The organism is Pseudomonas corrugata (assembly GCF_001269905.1).
Taxonomy (GTDB): domain Bacteria; phylum Pseudomonadota; class Gammaproteobacteria; order Pseudomonadales; family Pseudomonadaceae; genus Aquipseudomonas; species Aquipseudomonas corrugata.
In genome coordinates, this window is the sequence record NZ_LHVK01000024.1 from 13926 (window position 1) to 33863 (window position 19938).

The window sequence follows — 19938 nt, forward strand, 5'->3', positions numbered from 1 at the left end:
GAGTCTCGGTAATCAGGCGGCGGCGCGCAGCGCACGGGTGACTGCTACGCCATCAGCATCGAATAAATGGCAGTGTTGGGCATCCAGGTGCAGGTTCAACTGCTCGCCGAAACGGCTCGCCAGATCGCCGCGAACCCGCATGGTCAAGGCTTCCCCGGACGTGGTGTTGACATGACAGAAGGTGTCACTGCCCAGGCGCTCGCTCACATCGGCAGTCACCTGAAGCGTGCATTCGCCGGATTGCGCCAGGTTCAGATGTTCTGGACGGATGCCCAAGGTGACCGCGCTGCCGACGTTGAGGCTGGCCCCGTTCACCGGCAGCTGGATGCGTGTGCCTGCATCCAGTTGGACTTCGCATCCCTGGCCGTTGAGTGCGCTGATCTTGCCCTTGAGAAAGCCCATTTTCGGCGTACCGAGGAACCCGGCGACAAACAGGTTGGCCGGCTGGTGGTACAGTTCCAGGGGCGAGCCGACCTGCTCGATGCGCCCGCTGTTGAGCACTACCACCTTGTCGGCCAGGGTCATGGCTTCGACCTGATCGTGGGTCACGTAGATCATGGTCGCCTGCAGTTCCTTGTGCAGCCGCGCCAGCTCCAGTCGCATCTGTACCCGCAAGGCGGCGTCGAGGTTGGACAGCGGTTCGTCGAACAGGAAGATTTTCGGGTTGCGCACGATGGCCCGGCCGATTGCCACTCGCTGGCGCTGGCCACCGGACAACTGTTTGGGTTTGCGTTCGAGCATCGGCCCCAGTTCGAGGATGCGCGCCGCTTCGTTGACCTTCTTCTCGACGTCGGCCTTGGGCACGCCCGCCAGATCGAGGGCGAAGGACATGTTCTTGCGCACACTCATGTGTGGATACAAGGCGTAGGTCTGGAACACCATCGCCAGATCGCGCTTGGCCGGGCTGACTTCGGTGATGTCGCGCCCGTCCAGCTCGATGGTGCCGTCGCTGACTTCTTCCAGGCCGGCGATCAGCCGCAGCAGGGTGGATTTGCCGCAACCCGAGGGGCCGACAAAGACCACGAACTCGCGGTCATTCACTTCGAGGTCGATGCCCTTGATGATGGAAAAACCTTCGAAGCCTTTTTGCAGATTCTTGATTTTCAGGTTGGCCATGATGATGGGCCTCCACTTGACGTTATTCGGTTGGGGACGCCTTGAGGATTAAAAGATCGCAGGCTACGCCAGCTCCTACAGGGCGATCTTTTGCTAATTCATTTCACGGCGCCAAAGGACAAACCGCGGACCAATTGCTTCTGGCTGATCCAGCCGAAGATCAGGATCGGCGCGCAGGCCAGGGTCGAGACGGCGGACAATTTGGCCCAGAACAAACCTTCGGGGCTTGAGTAGGAAGCGATCAGCGCTGTCAGTGGTGCGGCTTTGGATGAAGTAAGGTTCAGCGACCAGAAGGCCTCGTTCCAGCACAGGATCAATGACAGCAGCACGGTGGAGGCCAGGCCGCCCTTGGCAATCGGCAGCAGCACGCGAACCATTTCCTGCCATAGGGTGGCACCGTCCAGGCGCGCGGCTTCGAGGATGTCGCGGGGAATGTCCTTGAAGTAGGTGTAAATCATCCAGACCACGATCGGCAAGTTGATCAGCGTGTAGATGATGATCAGCGCAGCGCGTGTATCCAGCAGGCCAAAGCTCTTGGCCAGCAGGTAGATCGGCATCAGCACGCCCACCGGCGGAAGCATCTTGGTGGACAGCATCCACAGCAAGGTGCCCTTGGTGCGTTGGGTTTCGTAGAACGCCATGGAGTATGCCGCCGGTACCGCGATCAGCAGGCACAAGGCAGTGGCACTGAAGGAAATGACCACCGAATTCCAGGCGAAATTGAAGTAGTCGCTACGTTCGTTGATGTGCAGGTAGTTCTCCAGCGTCGGCGCAAAAATGAACTGCGGCGGCGTGGCGAAGGCGTCGATTTCAGTCTTGAAGCTGGTCAGCACCATCCAGAAGATCGGGAAGAAGATCAGGATCGCGATGGCCCAGGCCAGCGTGCCCAGGAGCAGGCTTTGCAGCCGACGGGATTGTTGAAGTGTCATGGCGGCGGCCTCAGTTCTTGTCGGTGAGGTTTTTGCCGATCATCCGTATCAGGATGATGGCGGCGACGTTGGCAATCACCACGGCAATCAGGCCACCGGCCGAAGCCATGCCGACGTCGAACTGCACCAGCGCCTGGTTGTAGATCAGGTAGGCGAGGTTGGTCGAGGCGTAGCCGGGGCCGCCGTTGGTGGTGGTGAAGATTTCGGCGAACACCGACAACAGGAAAATGGTTTCGATCATCACCACGACTGCAATCGGCCGGGCCAGATGGGGCAGGGTCAAGTGCCAGAAAATCGCGATCGGACCGGCGCCGTCCAGGCGAGCGGCTTCTTTCTGCTCCTGGTCGAGGGACTGCATGGCTGTCATCAGAATCAGGATCGCGAAGGGCAGCCACTGCCAACTGACAATGATGATGATCGACAGCAGCGGGTAGTGGGCCAACCAGTCCACCGGCTGTGCGCCGAACAGTTTCCACACCGAAGCGAGGATTCCCGAGACCGGGTGAAAAATCAGGTTCTTCCAGATCAGTGCGCCCACGGTGGGCATGATGAAGAACGGCGAGATCAGCATGACCCTGACGATGCCGCGGCCAAAGAACTCGCTGGCCTCCAGCAACGCGCTGATCAAAACCCCGAACACAATACTGATAAGCAGCACGCTGCCCACTAGCAACAAAGTATTGGTTGCACCGGGAATGAAGCCCGAGTCGGTGAGGAAATATGTGAAGTTCTCCAGGCCGACGAACTGGTTTTCACCAGGGTAAAGCAGGTTGTAGCGGATCATCGAGAAATAGACGGTCATGCCCAGGGGCACGATCATCCATAGCAGCAACAAGGCTACCGATGGACTGACCAGGAACCAGCCGGGGTTCGCCAGGCGGATCTTGCGCGTCGGTGCGGCAATGTCGAGAGGCGCTTTGGCAGTTGTCGTTGAAGTATTCATGGCATTGAACCGTTTTGTGCAGGCCTATGAAGAACCCAAATGTGGGAGCATCCCCCTGTGGGTACGAGCTCGCTCGCGATAGCGTCCTGACGGTCGACGTCGAGGTGGCTGTCACACCGTCATCGCGAGCAGGCTCGCTCCCACACTGGATCTCCGACAGAAATGGAAGCGGCGCTGTTACTTGGGATACCCGGCACGCTTCATCTCGCGCTCGGTGGTGGACTGCGCGGCGGTCAACGCCTGATCAACACTCTGCTGGCCGGTCAGTGCACCCGAGAAGAACTTGCCCACCTGGGTACCGATCGCCTGGAACTCGGGGATGGTTACCAACTGGATACCGATATAAGGCACCGGTTTGAGGGTGGGCGCTTTCGGGTCGGCGACTTTCAGCGATTCCAGCGTGACCTTGGCGAACGGCGCGGCTTTCATGTACTCGTCGCTGTAGGTCGAGGTGCGGGTGCCTGGCGGTACGTTGGCAATGCCATCGGTCTTGGCGACCAGTTGGCTGTATTCCTTGGACGTCGCCCAGCTGGTAAAGACCTTGGCGGCATCCTTGGCCTTGGAGCTGGTCGGGATTGCCAGTGACCAGGAGTACAGCCAGGAGGTGCCCTTGTCGGTTTTTTCATGGGGCGCGAAGGTGAAGCCGACATGATCGGAGACCTTACTCTGGGTCTTGTCGGTCACGAACGAACCGGCGACGCTGGCATCGACCCAGATCGCGCACTTGCCGCTGTTGAACAGAGCGAGGTTCTCATTGAAGCCGTTACTCGACGCGCCAGGAGGGCCGGACTTCTTCATGTTGTCGACGTAGAAGGTCAGCGCGTCTTTCCACTCGGGACCATTGAATTGCGGTTGCCACTTCTCATCGAACCAGCGTGCTCCGTAGCCGTTGGCCAGGGTGGTAATCAGCGCCATGTTCTCGCCCCAACCGGCCTTGCCCCGCAGGCACAGCCCATATTGTTCCTTGCTCTTGTCAGTGAGTTTCTCCGCGAACTCACCGATCTGGGTCCAGGTCGGGTGTTCGGGCATAGTCAGCCCGGCATCCTTGAACAAGTCGGTGCGGTAATAAGTGATCGAGCTTTCGGCATAGAACGGCAAGGCATACAGCGAGCCCTTGACGGACAGGCCGTCACGCACTGAAGGGAAGACGTCGTCAAGGTCGTAGGAGGCCGGCAGGTCCTTCATCGGCTCCAGCCAACCCTTGGCGCCCCAGAGTGCAGCTTCGTACATGCCGATGGTCAGCACATCGAACTGTCCACCCTGGGTGGCGATGTCGGTGGTCAGGCGTTGGCGCAGGACATTTTCCTCAAGCACCACCCAGTTCAGCTTGATGTCCGGGTGCTCCGACTCGAAGGTTTTCGAGAGCTTCTGCATGCGGATCATGTCGCTGTTGTTGACCGTGGCAATGGTGAGGGTCTGTGCGCCAAAACTGACGCTGCTGAGGGTCATGCAGGTGGAGACAAGCAGAGCTTTTACCGAAGGTTTCATCGCGCACTCCTTTTCCGTGCCGGACGGCGACGGAAGGACAGTTATTGTTTTTTGTCTTCCGGATGAAGGGAAGAATGTGCGCTGATTACAGCCTTCAATGGCCGGCGTGACAAATCATCCGTCGCACTGGTGCTGATACTTTTTTGCACTGGGCTTAGGTCGGCAGTGAAAGGATGACCTGTGGCGATGGGATTTAGCGAAACGTCGCCCCGCCCCCCTTTGTGGGAGCAAGGCTTGCCCGCGATGAAAATTACGCGGTCTCTTGGAGAACCGAGGCGCTTGCATCGCGGGCAAGCCTTGCTCCCACATAACTCCCGCCACAGAAATGATTCGAGAGCCTCAGCCCTGGTTCTGCTCGGTCAGCCGCTGCACCGCCAGCCGCCGGTAATGGGAAGGGGTCATGCCCTTGAGTTGCTGGAAGCGCCGATTGAAGTTCGAGATGTTATTGAAGCCCGACTCGAAACACACATCCGTGACGGGTTTGTCTCCGTCGGCCAGCAGTTCGCAGGATTTGCTGATGCGCAGGCGGTTGACGAATTCGATGAAACAGCGACCGGTTGCCTGCTTGAACACCCGGCTGAAGTAGGTGGGTTTCATGCCCAGATGCTCGGCGACTTCCTCCAGGGGCAACTCCCGGGCGTAATGGGCAAAGATATAGTCCACGGCCCGGTTGGTACGGTCGACGCTGTGCTCATCGGTCATCTGCGAAGAGGCACCGCCGGAGAGCACTTGATAGTCATCCGTGGCCGCCAGCAACTCCATCAGGATGAAAAAATACCCCAGGCGGCTCATGCCCTGGGAATCGGCAATGCGCTGCATCAGGATCATTGCCTGGCGGATGGTGCGCTTGCAGCGGAACTCGATGCCATAGCGGGCCCGTTCGAGCAGCGGCGTGATGCTCTTCAGTTCGGCAAATACCTGATGTCCGCTTTCGAACAATTCGTCGGTGAAATTCACCAGCATGTCACGCTTGGGCACCACCTCGTCCTCGGCCACCTGGCTGATCCAGTTGTGGGGCAGATTGGGGCCGGTGAGAAACAGGGTCTGCGGGTAGAAATTGCCAATGTAATCGCCAATGAACACCTTGCCGGAACTGGCGACGATCAGGTGCAACTCGTATTCCTTATGGAAATGCCAGCGCACCAACGGGCAGGGAAAGCCGTGCTGGCGATAGATGATGGACAGTCCGTTATGGTCATCCATCAACTCGTAGGAAGGGTCGGTGACTCTTGCTGTTCGGGTCATGGGCCTGCACTTTTATTGTTATTGCCGTTGGATAATGCCCCCTTCGCCGGGCAGGTGCCACCCCGAATAGTCTGCCGATGGTCGCCCGGTTTCATGCCATCAGTGGTGCTGGCACCTACACCGCTGCGTGGTTGCGGTGCTTTTCTTCAATCCACTGAGACATGTATTGGGTGCTCTTGTGCTGGTGGTGGCGCAACATGCTGCCGATGAAGTTGTCACGACGTCGTTGCGCCAGGTTGGCACGGCACGCCTGGATACTTTCAATCAGCGCCCGGCCATGAATCTCTTTGCGGTAACGCTCCGCCAGCAGCTTCAGGCCGGCATCCCGGGCCTGGTTCCAGCGTGCCGGGTCGCTGTACAGCTGCACGGCGGCGTTGGCGATGTCCTCGGCGCTCTGGCTGATAACCCCAGGCCACGGCATCTCTCCATGCATGGCTTCGGCGCCGATGGGCGTAGTGACGCTTGGTGTGCCACAGAGCATGGCTTCGATCAGCTTGCCCTTGATACCGGCGCCGAAACGCAGTGGTGCCAGGCAGATGCGAGCCGCGGACATTACCTGCAGGGCGTCCTCGGCCCAGTTCATGATATGAAAGCCTTGAGCCGGATTGTGCAGCGCGGCCGCTTTTGGCGGGGTGTAGGCGCCGTACAGGTGCAGTTGCGCGCCAGGCAGTTGCTGGCGGATCAGCGGCCAGATGGCATTCTTCATCCAGAGCACGGCATCCCAGTTCGGCGCATGACGGAAGTTGCCGATACTCAAGAAATGCGCCCGGTCTTCGAATCGCACCGGTGGCGTGCCCGGCAGGTCGACCATCAACGGGCACCAGAGCAAGAGACTGCGGGGCACATTGAACTGTTCCACCAGCAACTCGATCTCCACCTCGGACACCATCAGGTTCAAGTCGCAGCGGTACAAGGCCGCGATCTCGCGCTTCGCCATATCGGTATCCGCCATCAGTTGGAATGCTTCGGGCAGGTTTGGCGTGAAAAGATCGCTGAAGTCCTGGGACGCGTCGTCGGCTTTCAAACGGTCTTTGAGGCGCTGATGCCGGGCGTGACGCAGGCTTTGCAAATCGGAAGTCTCCAACACACGCAAAGCATCGGGGCAGTGCGTCTCGACCCGCCAGCCAAACTGTTCTTCCATCATGAATTGGTCGAACAGGACGATGTCCGGCGCCAGTTCGCTGACGAACACATCAAAGCTGCTGTTATTGAGCTCGATGGGCACTTCGCGGATGCCCAGGCCGATCAGGTCAGCGCGATTCTCTCCGGGCTTTGCCGGGCTGCTGAAGGTGACGTCCCAGCCTTGCCCGAGGAAGGCTTCCAGGATCTGCATGATGTGCCCACCCGCCGCCGATGAACGCGGCTCGGGCCAGACATATCCGATAACCAGGACCTTGAGGGCGGCGGGATGAGGCATGAGCAGGTATTTCCTTGGGATGAATCAGGCGCACTCGGCGCGCGGGGCGCCGATAGTGACCAAGAATCCGCTTGGGCTCAAGAAAGAATGCTGTTGACCTTGTCGCGCAGTTGATCGATGGAAAAAGGCTTGCCGATCACCGCCATGCTTTCCGGTACGTCGATGCTTTCCGCATAGCCGCTGGCGAACAGGACTGGCAGCCCGGGCCGCACAAGGCGCGCTTGCCTGGCAAGCTCGCGGCCGTCCATCACCGGCAGGCCTATGTCCGTCATCATCAGGTCGACCGGTTGACTCAGGTTGCGCAGGTAGTCCAGCGCCTGCTCACAACCGTTCGCCTCGAGTACCTGGTATTCAAGTTCTTCCAGTACGTCAACGATCAACATGCGGACGATGTCGTCGTCCTCGACTACCAGAACGGTGGCGGCGGTGACAGGGGCGGGGGTGGACATAATAATTATTCTCAGAAGATAAAATCGGGAAGGGCGAAAAGGGGGCCTCATGCATGAGTAAGTAGCGAGGCGACACAAGTTCCCGAACCTGTACAAGAAAGGATCTATAGTACAAGAGCTGACAAGGATAGTCGCTTCCTTGCTACGAGGCCGTTCGTTGTAGGAACCGTACCTTTGACTTTGTCAGAAATGTGGATCCAACCCATCTATTTCGGGCAAACTCCATGGTTTCCAACTGTTCGCCAAGGCCTTTTCCATGACTCCTTCGTCTTCGGTTGACGAGCAAAGTTTCCGCAAACTCCTGAGCCGCAATATCAGCCTGCCGTTGGGCATGGGTGCCCTTAGTGCGGTGTTTTTCATCGTGCTGATCACCTATCTGCTGTCTGTGATCCAATGGGTCGGGCACAGCGATCGGGTGATCAGTAATGCCAACGAAGCCATCAAGCTGAGTGTGGACCTGGAAACCGGCATCCGCGGTTATCTGTTGAGTGGGGACGAGCACTTCCTTGACCCCTATGAGATCGCCAGGCCACGTATTGCCGTCGCGCTTGAGACGTTGCTGGAATTGACAGCCGATAACCCCATCCAGACCGAGCGGCTGCACAAGGTGCAAGCACTCCAGACGGAGTGGGCCAATTACGCCCAGAGCATGATCGAGCTGCAACGCAGCCGCGGCGATTATCGGGGCGCGGTGAAGGCCGGGCGCGGCAAGCGCCTGACGGATGAAATCCGCAAGACCTTTGAAGACATCGTCGAAACCGAGCAGCAGTTGCGTACGGCACGCAACGAGGAGGTACGGACTACCACAGTCTGGAGCATCACCCTCTATTTGCTGTTCGTTGCCGCTGTCAGTGGATTGCTGGCCTATGTCGGAAGGCGAGATCTGTTGAGCCTGTCCAACAGTTACGGCGCCAGCCTCAGGACTCAGCAAGAGAGTGCCTTGCACCTGGAGAAACAGGCTTGGCTGCGTAATGGTCAGACCCAACTGGCCGAGCAGGTGCTGGGGCAACTGACTCTGAATCTGTTGGGGCGCAACATCCTGCAGTTCTGCGCCAAGTACCTTGGTACCGCCGTCGCTGCACTGTATGCGCGGGAAGAAAATGGCGTGCTCAAAAGGGTCGCCACTTATGGTCTTTCCCGGGAGGACGACGAACAGCATCAGGTGATCGTTGCCGGCGAAGGCATCGTCGGCCAGGCCGTGCAGCAGGGGCGTCTCATTTGTCTGGACCATGTCCCCGACGATTACCTGAAGGTCAGCTCCGGGCTGGGGCAGGGCTTGCCCAACAGTGTGGTGGTGGTGCCGACCAGCGACGACGACCGAATCAATGGCGTCATCGAACTGGGCTTCCTGCGTCCCTTGACCGAGCGTGATATCGAACTGCTGGAACTGATTGCCGGTAACGTCGGCACCTCCATCGAAGCAGCCCGTTACCGGCAGCGCCTGCAGGAAGTACTGGCGGAGACCCAGCAGTTGAACGAAGAACTGCAGGTCCAGCAGGAAGAACTCAAGACCGCCAACGAAGAGCTTGAAGAGCAGTCGCGCATTCTCAAGGAGTCTCAGGTTCACCTGGAGGCCCAACAACAGGAACTGGAACAGACCAACGAACAGTTGGCCGAACAACGCGATGCCATGGACCAGAAGAACAACGAGCTGAACCTGGCCCAGCTCCAATTGCAGGAACGCGCCGAAGAGTTGCAGCGTTCGAGCAAGTACAAGTCCGAGTTCCTCGCCAACATGTCCCACGAGCTGCGGACGCCGCTCAACAGCTCGCTTATCCTGTCCAAGCTGTTGGCGGAGAATCCGCAGAATAATCTGAGCGAGGAACAGGTCAAGTTTGCCGAATCGATCTATTCCGCCGGCAACGATCTGCTGAACCTGATCAACGACATTCTCGATATTTCCAAGGTCGAGGCCGGCAAGCTGGAGGTTCGCCCGGAAAATACCGGCGTGTCGCGCCTGGTGGAAGGCTTGCGCGATCTGTTCAAACCGCTGGCGGCCGACAAAGGGCTGGGCTTCGAAGTCCAGGTGCTGCCCGATGCGCCAGCGATGCTGTACACCGACCGCCAGCGTCTGGAGCAGGTCCTCAAGAACCTGTTGTCCAACGCAGTGAAGTTCACCGAACAAGGTACCGTGAGCCTTTCCGTGGCCGGCCAGCCGGGTTCAGGCATTGCCTTCCTGGTGCGGGATTCGGGTATTGGCATCTCCCCCGAACAGCAGCAAAGCATCTTCGAGGCATTTCGCCAGGCCGACGGCACTACCAATCGCCGTTACGGCGGTACTGGCCTGGGGCTTTCGATCTCCCGGGACCTGGCAACCTTGCTGGGCGGCTCGATCTCCGTCTCCAGTGCGCCGGGGCAGGGCAGTGTGTTCACGCTGGTGTTGCCTGAGTATTATGTCGAGCCCGGGGAGACTCCGGTGGAGCCGCGGACCTTCACACCAACAGCCGCTGTGCCAGCCTCCGTGACCAATGCGCCGGCAGCCACCTCGGCACCGCTGGTTGCCCAGGTGGAGGCCCCCATTGCCAGCTTCGCCGATGACCGGGACAAGGCGCCGTTCAACGGCCGTTGCATCCTGGTGATCGAAGATGAGCCCAAGTTCGCGCGGATCCTTTTCGACCTCGCCCATGAATTGGGTTACCAATGCCTGGTCGCCCACGGTGCCGATGAAGGCTTTGACCTGGCCTTGCAACTGGGCCCCGATGCGATCCTGCTGGACATGCGCTTGCCCGATCATTCCGGGCTGACGGTGTTGCAGCGGCTCAAGGAGCAGGCCGAGACCCGGCATATCCCGGTGCACGTGATTTCCGTCGAAGACCGTGTCGAAGCCGCGATGCACATGGGTGCCATCGGCTATGCGGTCAAGCCGACCACCCGTGAAGAACTCAAGGACGTGTTCGCTCGCCTGGAAGCCAAGCTGACCCAGAAGGTCAAACGGGTGTTGCTGGTGGAAGATGATGATCTGCAGCGTGACAGCATTACCCGCCTGATCGGCGACGAGGACATCGAGATCACCGCTGTTGGCCTGGCCCAGCAGGCCTTGGATCTGCTGCGGAGCAATGTCTACGACTGCATGGTCATCGACCTGAAGCTGCCGGACATGTTGGGCAATGACCTGCTCAAGCGCATGTCCACCGAAGAGATCTGTTCATTTCCGCCGGTGATTGTCTACACCGGACGCAATCTGACCCGCGATGAAGAGGCAGAACTGCGCAGGTATTCGCGCTCGATCATCATCAAAGGCGCCCGCTCACCAGAACGACTGCTGGACGAGGTGACACTCTTTTTGCACAAAGTCGAATCCCGGTTGTCCCATGAAAGGCAGCGGATGCTCAAGACAGCCCGCAGCCGGGACAAGGTGTTCGAAGGCCGCAAGGTGCTGTTGGTGGACGACGATGTGCGCAACATATTTGCACTGACCAGCGCCCTGGAGGCAAAAGGGGCGGTCGTGGTCATTGGCCGTAACGGCTACGAAGCGATCGAGCGCCTCAATGAAGTTGAAGACATCGACCTGGTGCTGATGGACGTGATGATGCCGGAAATGGACGGTTTCGAAGCAACCACGCGTATCCGCAAGGACCCGCGCTGGCGCAAGTTGCCGATCATTGCCGTGACGGCCAAGGCCATGAAGGATGATCAGGAGCGTTGCATCGCCGCCGGTTCCAACGATTACCTGGCCAAACCGATCGACCTCGATCGTCTGTTTTCGCTGATTCGCGTGTGGTTGCCGAATATGGAAAGAATTTAGTGGAAAGAGACACCGACATTGAACTGCGTTTGCTGATCGACGCGATCTACCTCAAGTACAGCTACGATTTCAGGGATTACTCCGGCGCGTCCATCAAGCGCCGGGTCCATCATGCGCTGAGCCAGTTCGAGTGCCGGACCATCTCGGCGCTCCAGGAACGTGTGCTGCACGACCCGGGCATGTTCATGCAATTGTTGCAGCTGTTGACGATCCCCGTCAGTGAGATGTTCCGCGACCCCACACACTTCCTGGCGATTCGCCAGGAAGTGGTTCCGCTGCTCAGGACCTATCCGTCGCTCAAGATCTGGATCGCCGGTTGCAGTACGGGGGAGGAGGTCTATTCCATGGCGATTCTGCTGCGTGAAGAGGGCCTGTTGGACCGCACGCTCATCTACGCCACCGACATCAATCCCAGGTCGCTGGAGAAGGCCAAGCAGGGCATTTTTGCCTTGGAGAACGTGAGGGCCTATACCCAGAACTATCAGCTGGCCGGGGGGCGGCGATCGTTTGCCGATTACTACACCGCCGCCTACGATTACGCGATGTTCGACAAGACTCTGCGTGAGAATGTGACCTTTGCCGATCACAGTCTTGCGACGGATAGCGTCTTTTCAGAAACTCAATTAATTTCTTGTCGTAATGTATTGATATATTTCAATAAAAAGCTGCAAGATCGTGCGTTCGGGCTGTTCCATGAGTCCCTGTGTCACCGTGGTTTCCTTGTGCTGGGCAGCAAGGAGACGCTGGACTTCTCGATATTCGGCAAGCAATTCGAGCCGTTGGTCAAACAGGAACGGATCTATCGCAAGCTATGAACCAGACAACCGACAGCTCCGGATCCGCAATAGAAGCCATCGCCATTGGGGCATCCGCCGGCGGCGTGGAGGCCCTGCTCAGACTGTTCGGCCCCCTGCGCAAAGGTTTCCGTTTGCCTGTCCTGCTGGTGCTGCATCTGCCCAACGAGCGCTACAGTCAGTTGGCCCAAGTCCTTGATCATCGTCTGGCGATACCGGTAGAAGAGGCTCGGGACAAACAGGACATCCGGCCCGGCACTCTGTATGTCGCCGCGCCAGGCTACCATTTGTCGGTCGAGGCCGATCGCAGCCTGTCGTTGAGTCTGGAGGAACCGGTGCACCATTCGCGGCCCTCCATCGATGTGTTGTTCGAATCGGCCGCCGACGTCTATGGCTCGAACCTGCTGGCAATCGTACTGACCGGGGCTAACGACGACGGCGCCCGAGGCTTGGCCAGGGTCAAGGAACTGGGTGGCATCACCGTCGTCCAAGACCCCGCCGAAGCCCAGGTTTCGACCATGCCGGAAGCCGCGCTGGCTCTGCACGAGCCCGACCATATCCTCACTTTGCAAGGCATCGGCCGATTGTTGGCTGGGCTGGAATGAACCACATGCCACGAGATATTCAAGCCAAACTGCTGGTCGTCGATGATCTGCCGGAGAATCTGTTGGCACTGGAGGCCCTGATCAAGGGTGACGACCGCAAGGTCTACAAGGCTCAGTCAGCTGATCAGGCGTTGTCCCTGTTGTTGCTACATGACTTTGCCCTGGCCATCATCGACGTACAGATGCCGGACATGAACGGCTTCGAACTGGCCGAGCTTATGCGGGGGACGGAGAAGACCCGTAGCATTCCGATCATTTTTGTCAGCGCCGCCGGCCGTGAGCGCAACTATGCCTTTACCGGCTATGAAAACGGTGCGGTGGACTTCCTGCACAAGCCACTGGACACCCATGCGGTCAAGAGCAAGGTCAATGTGTTCGTGGAGCTCCATCGTCAGAAGAGGGCGGTGAAGGAGCAGGTCGTCGCCCTGGAACAGAGCCGTCGGGAACAGGAAGTGCTCCTCCAGCAATTGCAGGCCACCCGCAACGAACTAGAGCAGGCGGTGCGGATGCGCGACGATTTCATGTCGATCGTCGCCCACGAAGTGCGCACGCCCCTTAACGGCCTGATTCTCGAAACACAACTGCGCAAGATGCACTTGGCCCGGGACAATGCCGCAGCGTTCAGCCTGGATAAGGTGAAGGCGATGGTCGAGCGCGACGAGCGGCAGATCAAGAGCCTGATCCGGCTGATTGAGGACATGCTGGATGTGTCGCGCATTCGTACCGGCAAGTTGTCCATCCGCCCGACCCGTTTCAACCTCTCGGCCTTGGTGGAAAACCTGCTGCGCAATTTCCAGCCGCAGATCGTGGCTGCCGAATCCGCGTTGAACTACTCCGCCGAGCCTTTGGTGGAGGGACTGTGGGATGAATTTCGGATCGAGCAGGTGGTGTCGAACCTGCTGACCAATGCATTGCGCTATGGGGGCAAGAGCCCGATCGATGTACGCGTCTACAAGACGCTCGAGCATGCCTGCGTAGAGGTCCAGGACCGCGGCATCGGTATCAGCGAGGAGAACCAGAAACGCATCTTCCAGCAGTTCGAGCGGGTGACCTCCAAGGCGGTTGCCTCCGGCTTGGGCCTGGGCTTGTTCATCTCCGAGCAGATCGTCACCGCCCATGGGGGAACCATCACGGTCGACAGTCGAATCAACGAAGGCGCGTTGTTCCGCGTTTGCCTGCCCTTGCAGGGCGCCGTCCTTCCGAAAAACGTTGCATTGACGCAACCTCTGAATGGCCCTACGGTCGTATCAGCAGCTATTGATCGAACGAAGGCTTCTCATGAGTGAAGATGCGCAAGATGTTGTACTGCTCGTCGAGGATGACGAGTCGATCATGATGATATTGTCCGCCTATCTGTCAGGCGAGGGCTATCGGGTGCTGCAGGCCGAGAATGGCGAAAAGGCATTCGAAGTCCTGGCAAGCAAACCCCACCTGGACATGATGATTACCGACTTCCGCCTGCCGGGCGGCATTTCCGGGGTGCAGATCGCTGAACCCGCAGTCAGGTTGCGTCCGGATCTGAAAGTGATCTTCATCAGCGGTTATGCCCAGGAAGTGCGCGACACCGACAGCCCCATCACCCGCCAGGCGCCGATCCTTGAAAAACCGTTCGACCTGGACGAACTGCAAGGCATCATGCGCTCGATGTTGTCCTGACGTTCTTGAATTCACCCCTGGATCCCTGTGGGAGCGAGCCTGCTCGCAAATGCGATGGTCCAGCTTGCCGCTGTGGTGAAGGTACAGCCGCTTTCGCGAGCAAGCCCGCTCCCACCATTTCTGTGGCGTCCATAGATTCAGCGTCAACGTCATACCCGGTGTGGGAGCGGGCTTGCTCCCACAGGGATGTACTTCAGGCCCCGATCATCTCCCGAACCTTGGCCGTCAACAGGTCAAACGTGAAGGGCTTCGTGATCATTTGCATGCCCTGGTCGAGAAAGCCTCCGCGTACTGCCGCGTGTTCGGCGTAGCCGGTGATGAACAGCACCCGCAGGTCCGGGCGGATCTGCCGGCCGACTTCCGCCAGTTGCCGGCCATTCATGCCCGGCAACCCCACGTCGCTGATCAGCAGATCGATGCGCTGGCCTGACTGGAGAATCGGCACCGCACCGTTGGCGTCGCTGGCTTCAAGGAAGGTATAACCCAGTTCGCCCAGTACCGAGCTGACCAGTACTCGCACTGCCGGATCGTCTTCGACGATCAACACGGTCTCGCCGGCCTGTGCCGGGGCCGCATGCTGCTTGTCGACTGACGACTCGGGGGTTTCTTCGCCCAGGAAACGTGGCAGATAGAGATTGACAGTAGTGCCTTTGCCGACATCGCTGTCGATTGCCACGTGGCCACGTGATTGCTTGCTGAATCCATAGATCATCGACAGGCCCAGTCCAGTGCCCTGGCCGATGGGTTTGGTGGTGAAAAATGGATCGAACGCGCGATTGATGACCGACTCGGGCATGCCGCACCCGCTATCCTGCACGCTCAGTACTACATAGTCGCCGGGTTCGAGGTTGGTGTACGCGTCAGTGAAGCCGGCATCCAGATGCTTGTTGAGCGTGCGCACCACCAGCATTCCGCCTTCCGGCATGGCATCTCGCGCGTTGAGTACGAGGTTGAGCAGGGCACTTTCCAATTGGTTGGGATCGGCCTCGGCGATCCAGAGCTGCTCGTCCAACCGCATGTCCAGCCGGATGCTTTCATTGAGGCTGCGCTGAAGCAGCTCCCCCATGGACAGTACCAGCGTGTTCATCTGCACGGCCTTGGAATCCAGCGACTGGCGTCGGGAGAACGCCAGCAGGCGATGGGTCAGGCCGGCTGCGCGGTTGGCCGAGGTCACGCCCAGGTCGATCAGGCTGTCCAGGTCTTCGGTGCGACCCCGGGCCAGGCGCCTGCGCAGCAGTTCAAGGCTGCCGATGATCCCGGTCAGCATGTTGTTGAAGTCGTGGGCGATGCCGCCAGTCAGTTGGCCGACCGCTTCCATCTTCTGCGATTGGCGCAAGGCTTCTTCATTGTGGCGCAGTTGAGCGGTGCGCTCTTCTACCTGCTGTTCAAGGGTTTCGAGAGTGTTTTGCAGGCGCAGCTCACTGTTGCTCAGATCGATCAGGCGTTCCCGAGCCTCGTATTGCCTTCGTCGACCACGCAAGGCGGTGGTGACCAGGCTGACCAGGGTTACTGGATGGAAAGGACGTTCCAGGAACGTTACGTTGCCCAGTTGCATGCCGATACGTGCCGCCGGGTTCTGTTCAGGACCACCGTGATGGGTCAAAAGGACGATGGGAAGGTCGGACCAGGCCGGTTGTTGCTCAATCTGCAGGAACAACGCCTCCAGGTCCGGCCCCACCAAGGCTTCCGACGAGATGACCAGCAGGCCGGCGCCATGTTCGAGCTCTTCGCACAATTGCCCCAGATGACGACAAATGAGGCCGGTGAACCCGGCTTCGTTGAGGATCATCATGGCGATCTGGCTGTCCCGCCCCAGCGGTGCGAGGATCAGTGCCCGCTCCGACAGGGGCTCGAACAACATCACTGGAGCTCATCCCTGAGCAGTGGATGGTCCGCTCCCATATAGGTCGGTACTCCACGCAATACGCCTTGGAACGCTTCCAGCGGTTCACCGATCGTCATGCCTTGCCCGCTGATGCGATATTCGCGGATCGTCGATTCGTGGCTGCCGGTGCGTTTCTTGATGATGGAAATCGCCCGTCGGACCTTGCCCAGCGCTTCGAAATAACGCAACAGAATCACGGTGTCAGCCAGATAAGTAATGTCCACAGGCGCCTGCATGTCGCCTACCAGGCCATGTTGCGCGACGGTCATGAAGGTCGCTGCGCCCTTGCGATTGAGGTACAGCAACAGCTCATGCATGTGCAGTACCAGAGCGTTTTCTTCCGGCATGGCGGCCTGGTAGCCGTTGATGCTGTCGATGACGACGGTCTTGATGTCACCTTCGTCGACGCAGCGACGTACCCGATGGGAGAACTCACCGGGAGACAACTCTGCGGCGTCTACCTGTTCGATCAACAGGTTGCCGGTTTGTTGCAGCGACTTCAGGTCGATGCCGATATTGTTCATGCGTTCGAACAGCAGGCCCAGCTCTTCGTCAAATATAAACAGGGCAGCCTTTTCGCCGCGCTCTACGGCCGCTGCGGCGAAAATCAGCGAAATCAGCGACTTCCCGGTACCTGCCGGCCCCAGGATCAAGGTGCTTGACCCCGTCTCGATACCTCCACCCAGCAGGGCATCCATTTCCGCGATGCCACTGGACAGTTGTTGACGCAGGTATTGCCCGCGATGCTCGGCCGCCACCAGGCGCGGGAAGACATGAAGACCGTCCCCCATGATGGTGAAGTCATGAAAGCCGCCGCGGTATTTTTGCCCGCGATACTTGACCACCCGGATCCGTCGCCGTTCGGCGCCATAGTTGGGTGTCAGTTCTTCGAGGCGAATTACCCCGTGGGCGACGCTGTGCACGGTCTTGTCCAGGGATTCGGTGGTCAGGTCATCGAGCAGCAAGACGGTGGCATCGTAGCGCACGAAGTAATGCTTGATCGCCAGGATCTGTCGGCGATAGCGCAGGGAGCTCTGCGCCAGCAGGCGGATCTCCGACAGACTGTCGAGTACGACCCGGGTCGGCTTGACCTGTTCGACCACCTCGAAGATCTGCCGCGTCGCTTCACCCAGCTCCAGGTCCGACGAATACAGCAGGCTTTGCTGATGCTCGGCATTGAGCAGGCTTTCAGGCGGCGTCAGTTCGAAAATGTGGATGTTCTCGTCCAGCGTCCACCCGTGGGAGGTCGCGCCTTGACGCAATTCACGCTCGGTTTCCGAGAGCGTGATGTACAACGAGCGCTCGCCGGCTTGGGCGCCGGCCAACAGGAAATGCAACGCGACCGTGGTCTTGCCAGTGCCAGGTTCCCCTTCCAGCAGGAACACATGACCGCGGGACAAGCCACCGGAGAGGATATTGTCCAGTCCTTCGATACCGGTGGCGGCTTTGGCGTCGATCAACTCGTTCAATGTAGACAAAAATAGCCCCCTCATGGCCAGGGAAGTAAAGCAGGTTGAAGTGTCTGAATACTTGACCCTTGGCGGAGATAGCGGTTCCACTTGTCGCTACAAAACTGGTGAAGTTGTACAACTCTGCAGGCGCTGCCGAAGGCTGCGATCTCTTGATCTTGGCTTTGATCTTGACCTTGATTGGCTGGCGTTCGCTCAGGATTCAATTGTCTGGGGAAAGATCGCAGCCTCGTTGCACTCGGCAGCGCCTACAGTGCGTCTACAAGCCCTGCTGCAGCACTGGATCGTCGGGGTTCAACTGCTCCAGTTTCGCCAGCAGGATCTGTACATTCTGCAACTGCCCGGTTTCCTTCCAGTAGTTGATCAGCAACACCCGAGCCTTGCGGTCTGCAGGGTAGCGCTGAACAATTTCCTGCAACTGTTTCTGCGCGGCTTCCAGCTCCTGCTCGGCATGCAGGGTGGTTGCCAGGTCGTAACGGTAATGACGATTGTCAGGCTCGAGTTCAACGGCTTTTGCCAGGCCGAGCACCGCGTATTCGCTCTGGCCATGTTGCAACAACCACATGCCCAGCGCATGTTGCAGGTAAGCCGACTGTGGTTGGGTTTGCAATTGTTTTGCGAGTAATTGTCGCGCGGCTTCGCCCCGTCCCAGTTTGTCGAGCACTTCGATCTGCATGACCACTGCCGGCAGGTTGTCCGGCTGCAGGCGCAGGGCTTGCTCCAAAGCTTGCTGGGCCTTTTTCAAGTCGGCGTTGTGTTGGTAAAGGCGGGCGAGTTGATAGAAGGAACCGGTGGTTTGCGGACCGTCTTGAAGCTGCTGTTCCCAAGTGTCAATGGCCAGTTGCATGGCGCCGAAGTACAGGCCAAGGTCATCCGGCGAGAGTCCCAGCAGCGCATTTACGGCCGCAAATCGCACGCTGGGGTCGTCATCGTCAAGCAACGGCCCCAGCAGCAGACTGCGCTGCCCCGTCGGCACCAGCCCGGCAATGCTGCCGATGGCCGCCCGACGTACATCCGCCGATTCGCTGTGCAGATCCGCATCCGCCAGTTTCAGGGCCTGAGGACTTGGGTAGTTGGGCAGTTCGGCGTGCAGCCACACCCGCCGCTTGGGCGAGAGGTCCGGACGCCCGAGTTGCTGGTAAAGCCTGCGCGCCGCTCCCGGCTGTCCGTTGCGGGCGCTTTCCAGGGCTTCACTGTAACCACGCTTGATCGCTTCGGGGATTTGCGGCGTGGTGCTGCGTAGCCACGCCGCGACAAGACCGATCAACAACAGGACACAGAGGCTGAGGAGCAGATAGCGACGGCGAGGCGAGAGCATGCAGGGAATCCATTACCAGAAGCTTGAAATGTCGCAAGCTTCGGTCAGGTGAGGGCCTGAGTCAAACCCTGAACTATGGATTGAACCCTGTGGAGCAGGCTTGCTCGCGATGGCGTCGGATCTACGAGGTTGATTTGTTGGCTGGCCTGTGAAGATGGTATGCCAGTCAGTATGGGTTATGTCGAATTAATATAAACCGCTGTCAGATCTGACAGTGTTTGTGTTGCGCTGTCGTGTGCTCGAATGAATTTGCAAGACTAACGGCCCGTTATCGAGGGTCGTTGAGGCATCGGTCTCGTCAGTTGTTGCTGGTAAGTCTGGTAGGGACAATTTTAATCATTGGATTGACAGGAGTTGACATGAAGAGCGCATCGGAAACGGATAGAAGTGTCGAGCATGCTGCAAAGAAGGGAGCGGGTTTTGCATTCGCTACATTAGAGAATCTGAAGTTCACTGATATCAGAGGGGAGTTTGAGCATGGAAACGTATATATGATATTCGCCTTGAATGACGGCGAGTACGGCATAACTCAGTTCATTGAGGTGTCTGTCATGCGCGACGGCCTTCAGAAAAAAGAGATTATCTTGCCATCGCCTTACGTTCGAAGTTGGATACGGTTCGGTGCTTCGCAGGGGACAGCGACAGGAGGGAGAGTCGTATGCAAATGGGATGAGGCCAATTTGCACGCCGTCGGTGAGTTTGAATTGATTGCTCCATTCAACGAGACGAAGATCTTGAAGGGAACTTTCGACGTTACCGTTCCTGGTAACACGTAAATCAATTTATAGGGTGATGTTGCAAGCCAAGCGGACACTCTTGAGACTTGCAAGGTGAGCTCATTATCTTCGGGCGCTATCAGCCAGACAAAAAAGCCCCGCG

At 58.6% G+C, this 19938-nt stretch carries 16 protein-coding genes; 6 read left to right on the forward strand and 10 right to left on the reverse strand.

The annotated features are described in order from the left end of the window. Nucleotides 1-12: 12 nt before the first annotated feature. The 7 genes from AD665_RS23840 to AD665_RS23870 all read right to left on the reverse strand — a co-directional run bounded on the left by AD665_RS23840 (nt 13) and on the right by AD665_RS23870 (nt 7587). The gene (locus tag AD665_RS23840; protein ID WP_024781059.1) at nt 13-1116 is read right to left on the reverse strand and encodes an ABC transporter ATP-binding protein; all 1104 of its coding nucleotides are present in this window, start codon (nt 1114-1116) and stop codon (nt 13-15) included. A 98-nt stretch (nt 1117-1214) separates the two neighbouring features. Then, nucleotides 1215-2045 (reverse strand): carbohydrate ABC transporter permease, encoded by an 831-nt coding sequence (locus AD665_RS23845; RefSeq protein ID WP_024781058.1) that lies wholly within the window; start codon nt 2043-2045, stop codon nt 1215-1217. Between the two features lie 10 nt (nt 2046-2055). Beyond that, on the reverse strand, nt 2056-2988 hold the full coding sequence (locus tag AD665_RS23850) for a carbohydrate ABC transporter permease (RefSeq protein ID WP_024781057.1): 933 nt from the start codon (nt 2986-2988) through the stop codon (nt 2056-2058). A gap of 177 nt (nt 2989-3165) precedes the next feature. Then, nucleotides 3166-4476, reverse strand: coding sequence for an ABC transporter substrate-binding protein (locus tag AD665_RS23855; protein WP_024781056.1), 1311 nt, complete (start codon nt 4474-4476; stop codon nt 3166-3168). Nucleotides 4477-4815: 339 nt separating this feature from the next. Continuing rightward, on the reverse strand, nt 4816-5721 hold the full coding sequence (locus AD665_RS23860) for an AraC family transcriptional regulator (RefSeq protein ID WP_024781055.1): 906 nt from the start codon (nt 5719-5721) through the stop codon (nt 4816-4818). Nucleotides 5722-5836: 115 nt separating this feature from the next. Then, entirely contained in the window at nt 5837-7138 is a 1302-nt protein-coding gene (locus tag AD665_RS23865; protein WP_053194150.1) for a glycosyltransferase, read from the reverse strand. A gap of 77 nt (nt 7139-7215) precedes the next feature. Next, nucleotides 7216-7587 carry a response regulator gene (locus AD665_RS23870; protein ID WP_024781053.1) on the reverse strand — a complete coding sequence of 124 codons (372 nt, stop codon included), beginning with the start codon at nt 7585-7587 and terminating at the stop codon, nt 7216-7218. A 256-nt stretch (nt 7588-7843) separates the two neighbouring features. On the opposite strand from AD665_RS23870, the gene AD665_RS23875 reads away from it, so the two are divergent. The 5 genes from AD665_RS23875 to AD665_RS23895 are packed head-to-tail and all read left to right on the forward strand — an operon-like array spanning nt 7844 to nt 14387. Further along, a complete protein-coding gene (locus tag AD665_RS23875; RefSeq protein ID WP_053194152.1) occupies nt 7844-11332 on the forward strand; it encodes a response regulator in 3489 nt (1162 codons plus the stop codon). Continuing rightward, nucleotides 11332-12147, forward strand: a complete 816-nt coding sequence (locus AD665_RS23880; protein ID WP_053194153.1) for a CheR family methyltransferase — start codon at nt 11332-11334, stop codon at nt 12145-12147. The genes AD665_RS23875 and AD665_RS23880 overlap by 1 nt, the downstream gene beginning before the upstream one ends. Further along, on the forward strand, nt 12144-12731 hold the full coding sequence (locus AD665_RS23885) for a chemotaxis protein CheB (RefSeq protein ID WP_053194154.1): 588 nt from the start codon (nt 12144-12146) through the stop codon (nt 12729-12731). Before AD665_RS23880 ends, AD665_RS23885 begins: the two co-directional genes overlap by 4 nt. Nucleotides 12732-12736: 5 nt before the next feature. Beyond that, a complete protein-coding gene (locus AD665_RS23890) occupies nt 12737-14017 on the forward strand; it encodes a hybrid sensor histidine kinase/response regulator (RefSeq protein ID WP_053194156.1) in 1281 nt (426 codons plus the stop codon). Further along, nucleotides 14010-14387 carry a response regulator gene (locus AD665_RS23895; RefSeq protein WP_024781048.1) on the forward strand — a complete coding sequence of 126 codons (378 nt, stop codon included), beginning with the start codon at nt 14010-14012 and terminating at the stop codon, nt 14385-14387. The genes AD665_RS23890 and AD665_RS23895 overlap by 8 nt, the downstream gene beginning before the upstream one ends. A gap of 193 nt (nt 14388-14580) precedes the next feature. Here AD665_RS23895 and AD665_RS23900 read toward each other — a convergent pair whose 3' ends face one another. The 3 genes from AD665_RS23900 to AD665_RS23910 all read right to left on the reverse strand — a co-directional run bounded on the left by AD665_RS23900 (nt 14581) and on the right by AD665_RS23910 (nt 19059). After that, complete coding sequence (locus AD665_RS23900; RefSeq protein WP_392397809.1) at nt 14581-16248, reverse strand: response regulator; 1668 nt, start codon at nt 16246-16248, stop codon at nt 14581-14583. After that, entirely contained in the window at nt 16248-17750 is a 1503-nt protein-coding gene (locus AD665_RS23905; protein ID WP_024781046.1) for an ATPase domain-containing protein, read from the reverse strand. Before AD665_RS23905 ends, AD665_RS23900 begins: the two co-directional genes overlap by 1 nt. 250 nt (nt 17751-18000) lie before the next feature. Beyond that, nucleotides 18001-19059, reverse strand: a complete 1059-nt coding sequence (locus AD665_RS23910) for a tetratricopeptide repeat protein (RefSeq protein WP_024781045.1) — start codon at nt 19057-19059, stop codon at nt 18001-18003. Between the two features lie 359 nt (nt 19060-19418). Here AD665_RS23910 and AD665_RS23915 point away from each other — a divergent pair, with 359 nt between their 5' ends. Continuing rightward, nucleotides 19419-19835, forward strand: coding sequence for an eS1 family ribosomal protein (locus AD665_RS23915; RefSeq protein ID WP_024781044.1), 417 nt, complete (start codon nt 19419-19421; stop codon nt 19833-19835). Nucleotides 19836-19938 lie beyond the last annotated feature (103 nt).

Excerpts from the sequence above, each read along its gene's own strand:
- AD665_RS23840 (WP_024781059.1), bottom strand. The coding sequence starts at position 1,116 with ATGGCCAACCTGAAAATCAAGAATCTGCAAAAAGGCTTCGAAGGTTTT.
- AD665_RS23845 (WP_024781058.1), bottom strand. The coding sequence starts at position 2,045 with ATGACACTTCAACAATCCCGTCGGCTGCAAAGCCTGCTCCTGGGCACG.
- AD665_RS23850 (WP_024781057.1), bottom strand. The coding sequence starts at position 2,988 with ATGAATACTTCAACGACAACTGCCAAAGCGCCTCTCGACATTGCCGCA.
- AD665_RS23855 (WP_024781056.1), bottom strand. The coding sequence starts at position 4,476 with ATGAAACCTTCGGTAAAAGCTCTGCTTGTCTCCACCTGCATGACCCTC.
- AD665_RS23860 (WP_024781055.1), bottom strand. The coding sequence starts at position 5,721 with ATGACCCGAACAGCAAGAGTCACCGACCCTTCCTACGAGTTGATGGAT.
- AD665_RS23865 (WP_053194150.1), bottom strand. The coding sequence starts at position 7,138 with ATGCCTCATCCCGCCGCCCTCAAGGTCCTGGTTATCGGATATGTCTGG.
- AD665_RS23870 (WP_024781053.1), bottom strand. The coding sequence starts at position 7,587 with ATGTCCACCCCCGCCCCTGTCACCGCCGCCACCGTTCTGGTAGTCGAG.
- AD665_RS23875 (WP_053194152.1), top strand. The coding sequence starts at position 7,844 with ATGACTCCTTCGTCTTCGGTTGACGAGCAAAGTTTCCGCAAACTCCTG.
- AD665_RS23885 (WP_053194154.1), top strand. The coding sequence starts at position 12,144 with ATGAACCAGACAACCGACAGCTCCGGATCCGCAATAGAAGCCATCGCC.
- AD665_RS23890 (WP_053194156.1), top strand. The coding sequence starts at position 12,737 with ATGCCACGAGATATTCAAGCCAAACTGCTGGTCGTCGATGATCTGCCG.
- AD665_RS23895 (WP_024781048.1), top strand. The coding sequence starts at position 14,010 with ATGAGTGAAGATGCGCAAGATGTTGTACTGCTCGTCGAGGATGACGAG.
- AD665_RS23900 (WP_392397809.1), bottom strand. The coding sequence starts at position 16,248 with ATGTTGTTCGAGCCCCTGTCGGAGCGGGCACTGATCCTCGCACCGCTG.
- AD665_RS23910 (WP_024781045.1), bottom strand. The coding sequence starts at position 19,059 with ATGCTCTCGCCTCGCCGTCGCTATCTGCTCCTCAGCCTCTGTGTCCTG.
- AD665_RS23915 (WP_024781044.1), top strand. The coding sequence starts at position 19,419 with ATGAAGAGCGCATCGGAAACGGATAGAAGTGTCGAGCATGCTGCAAAG.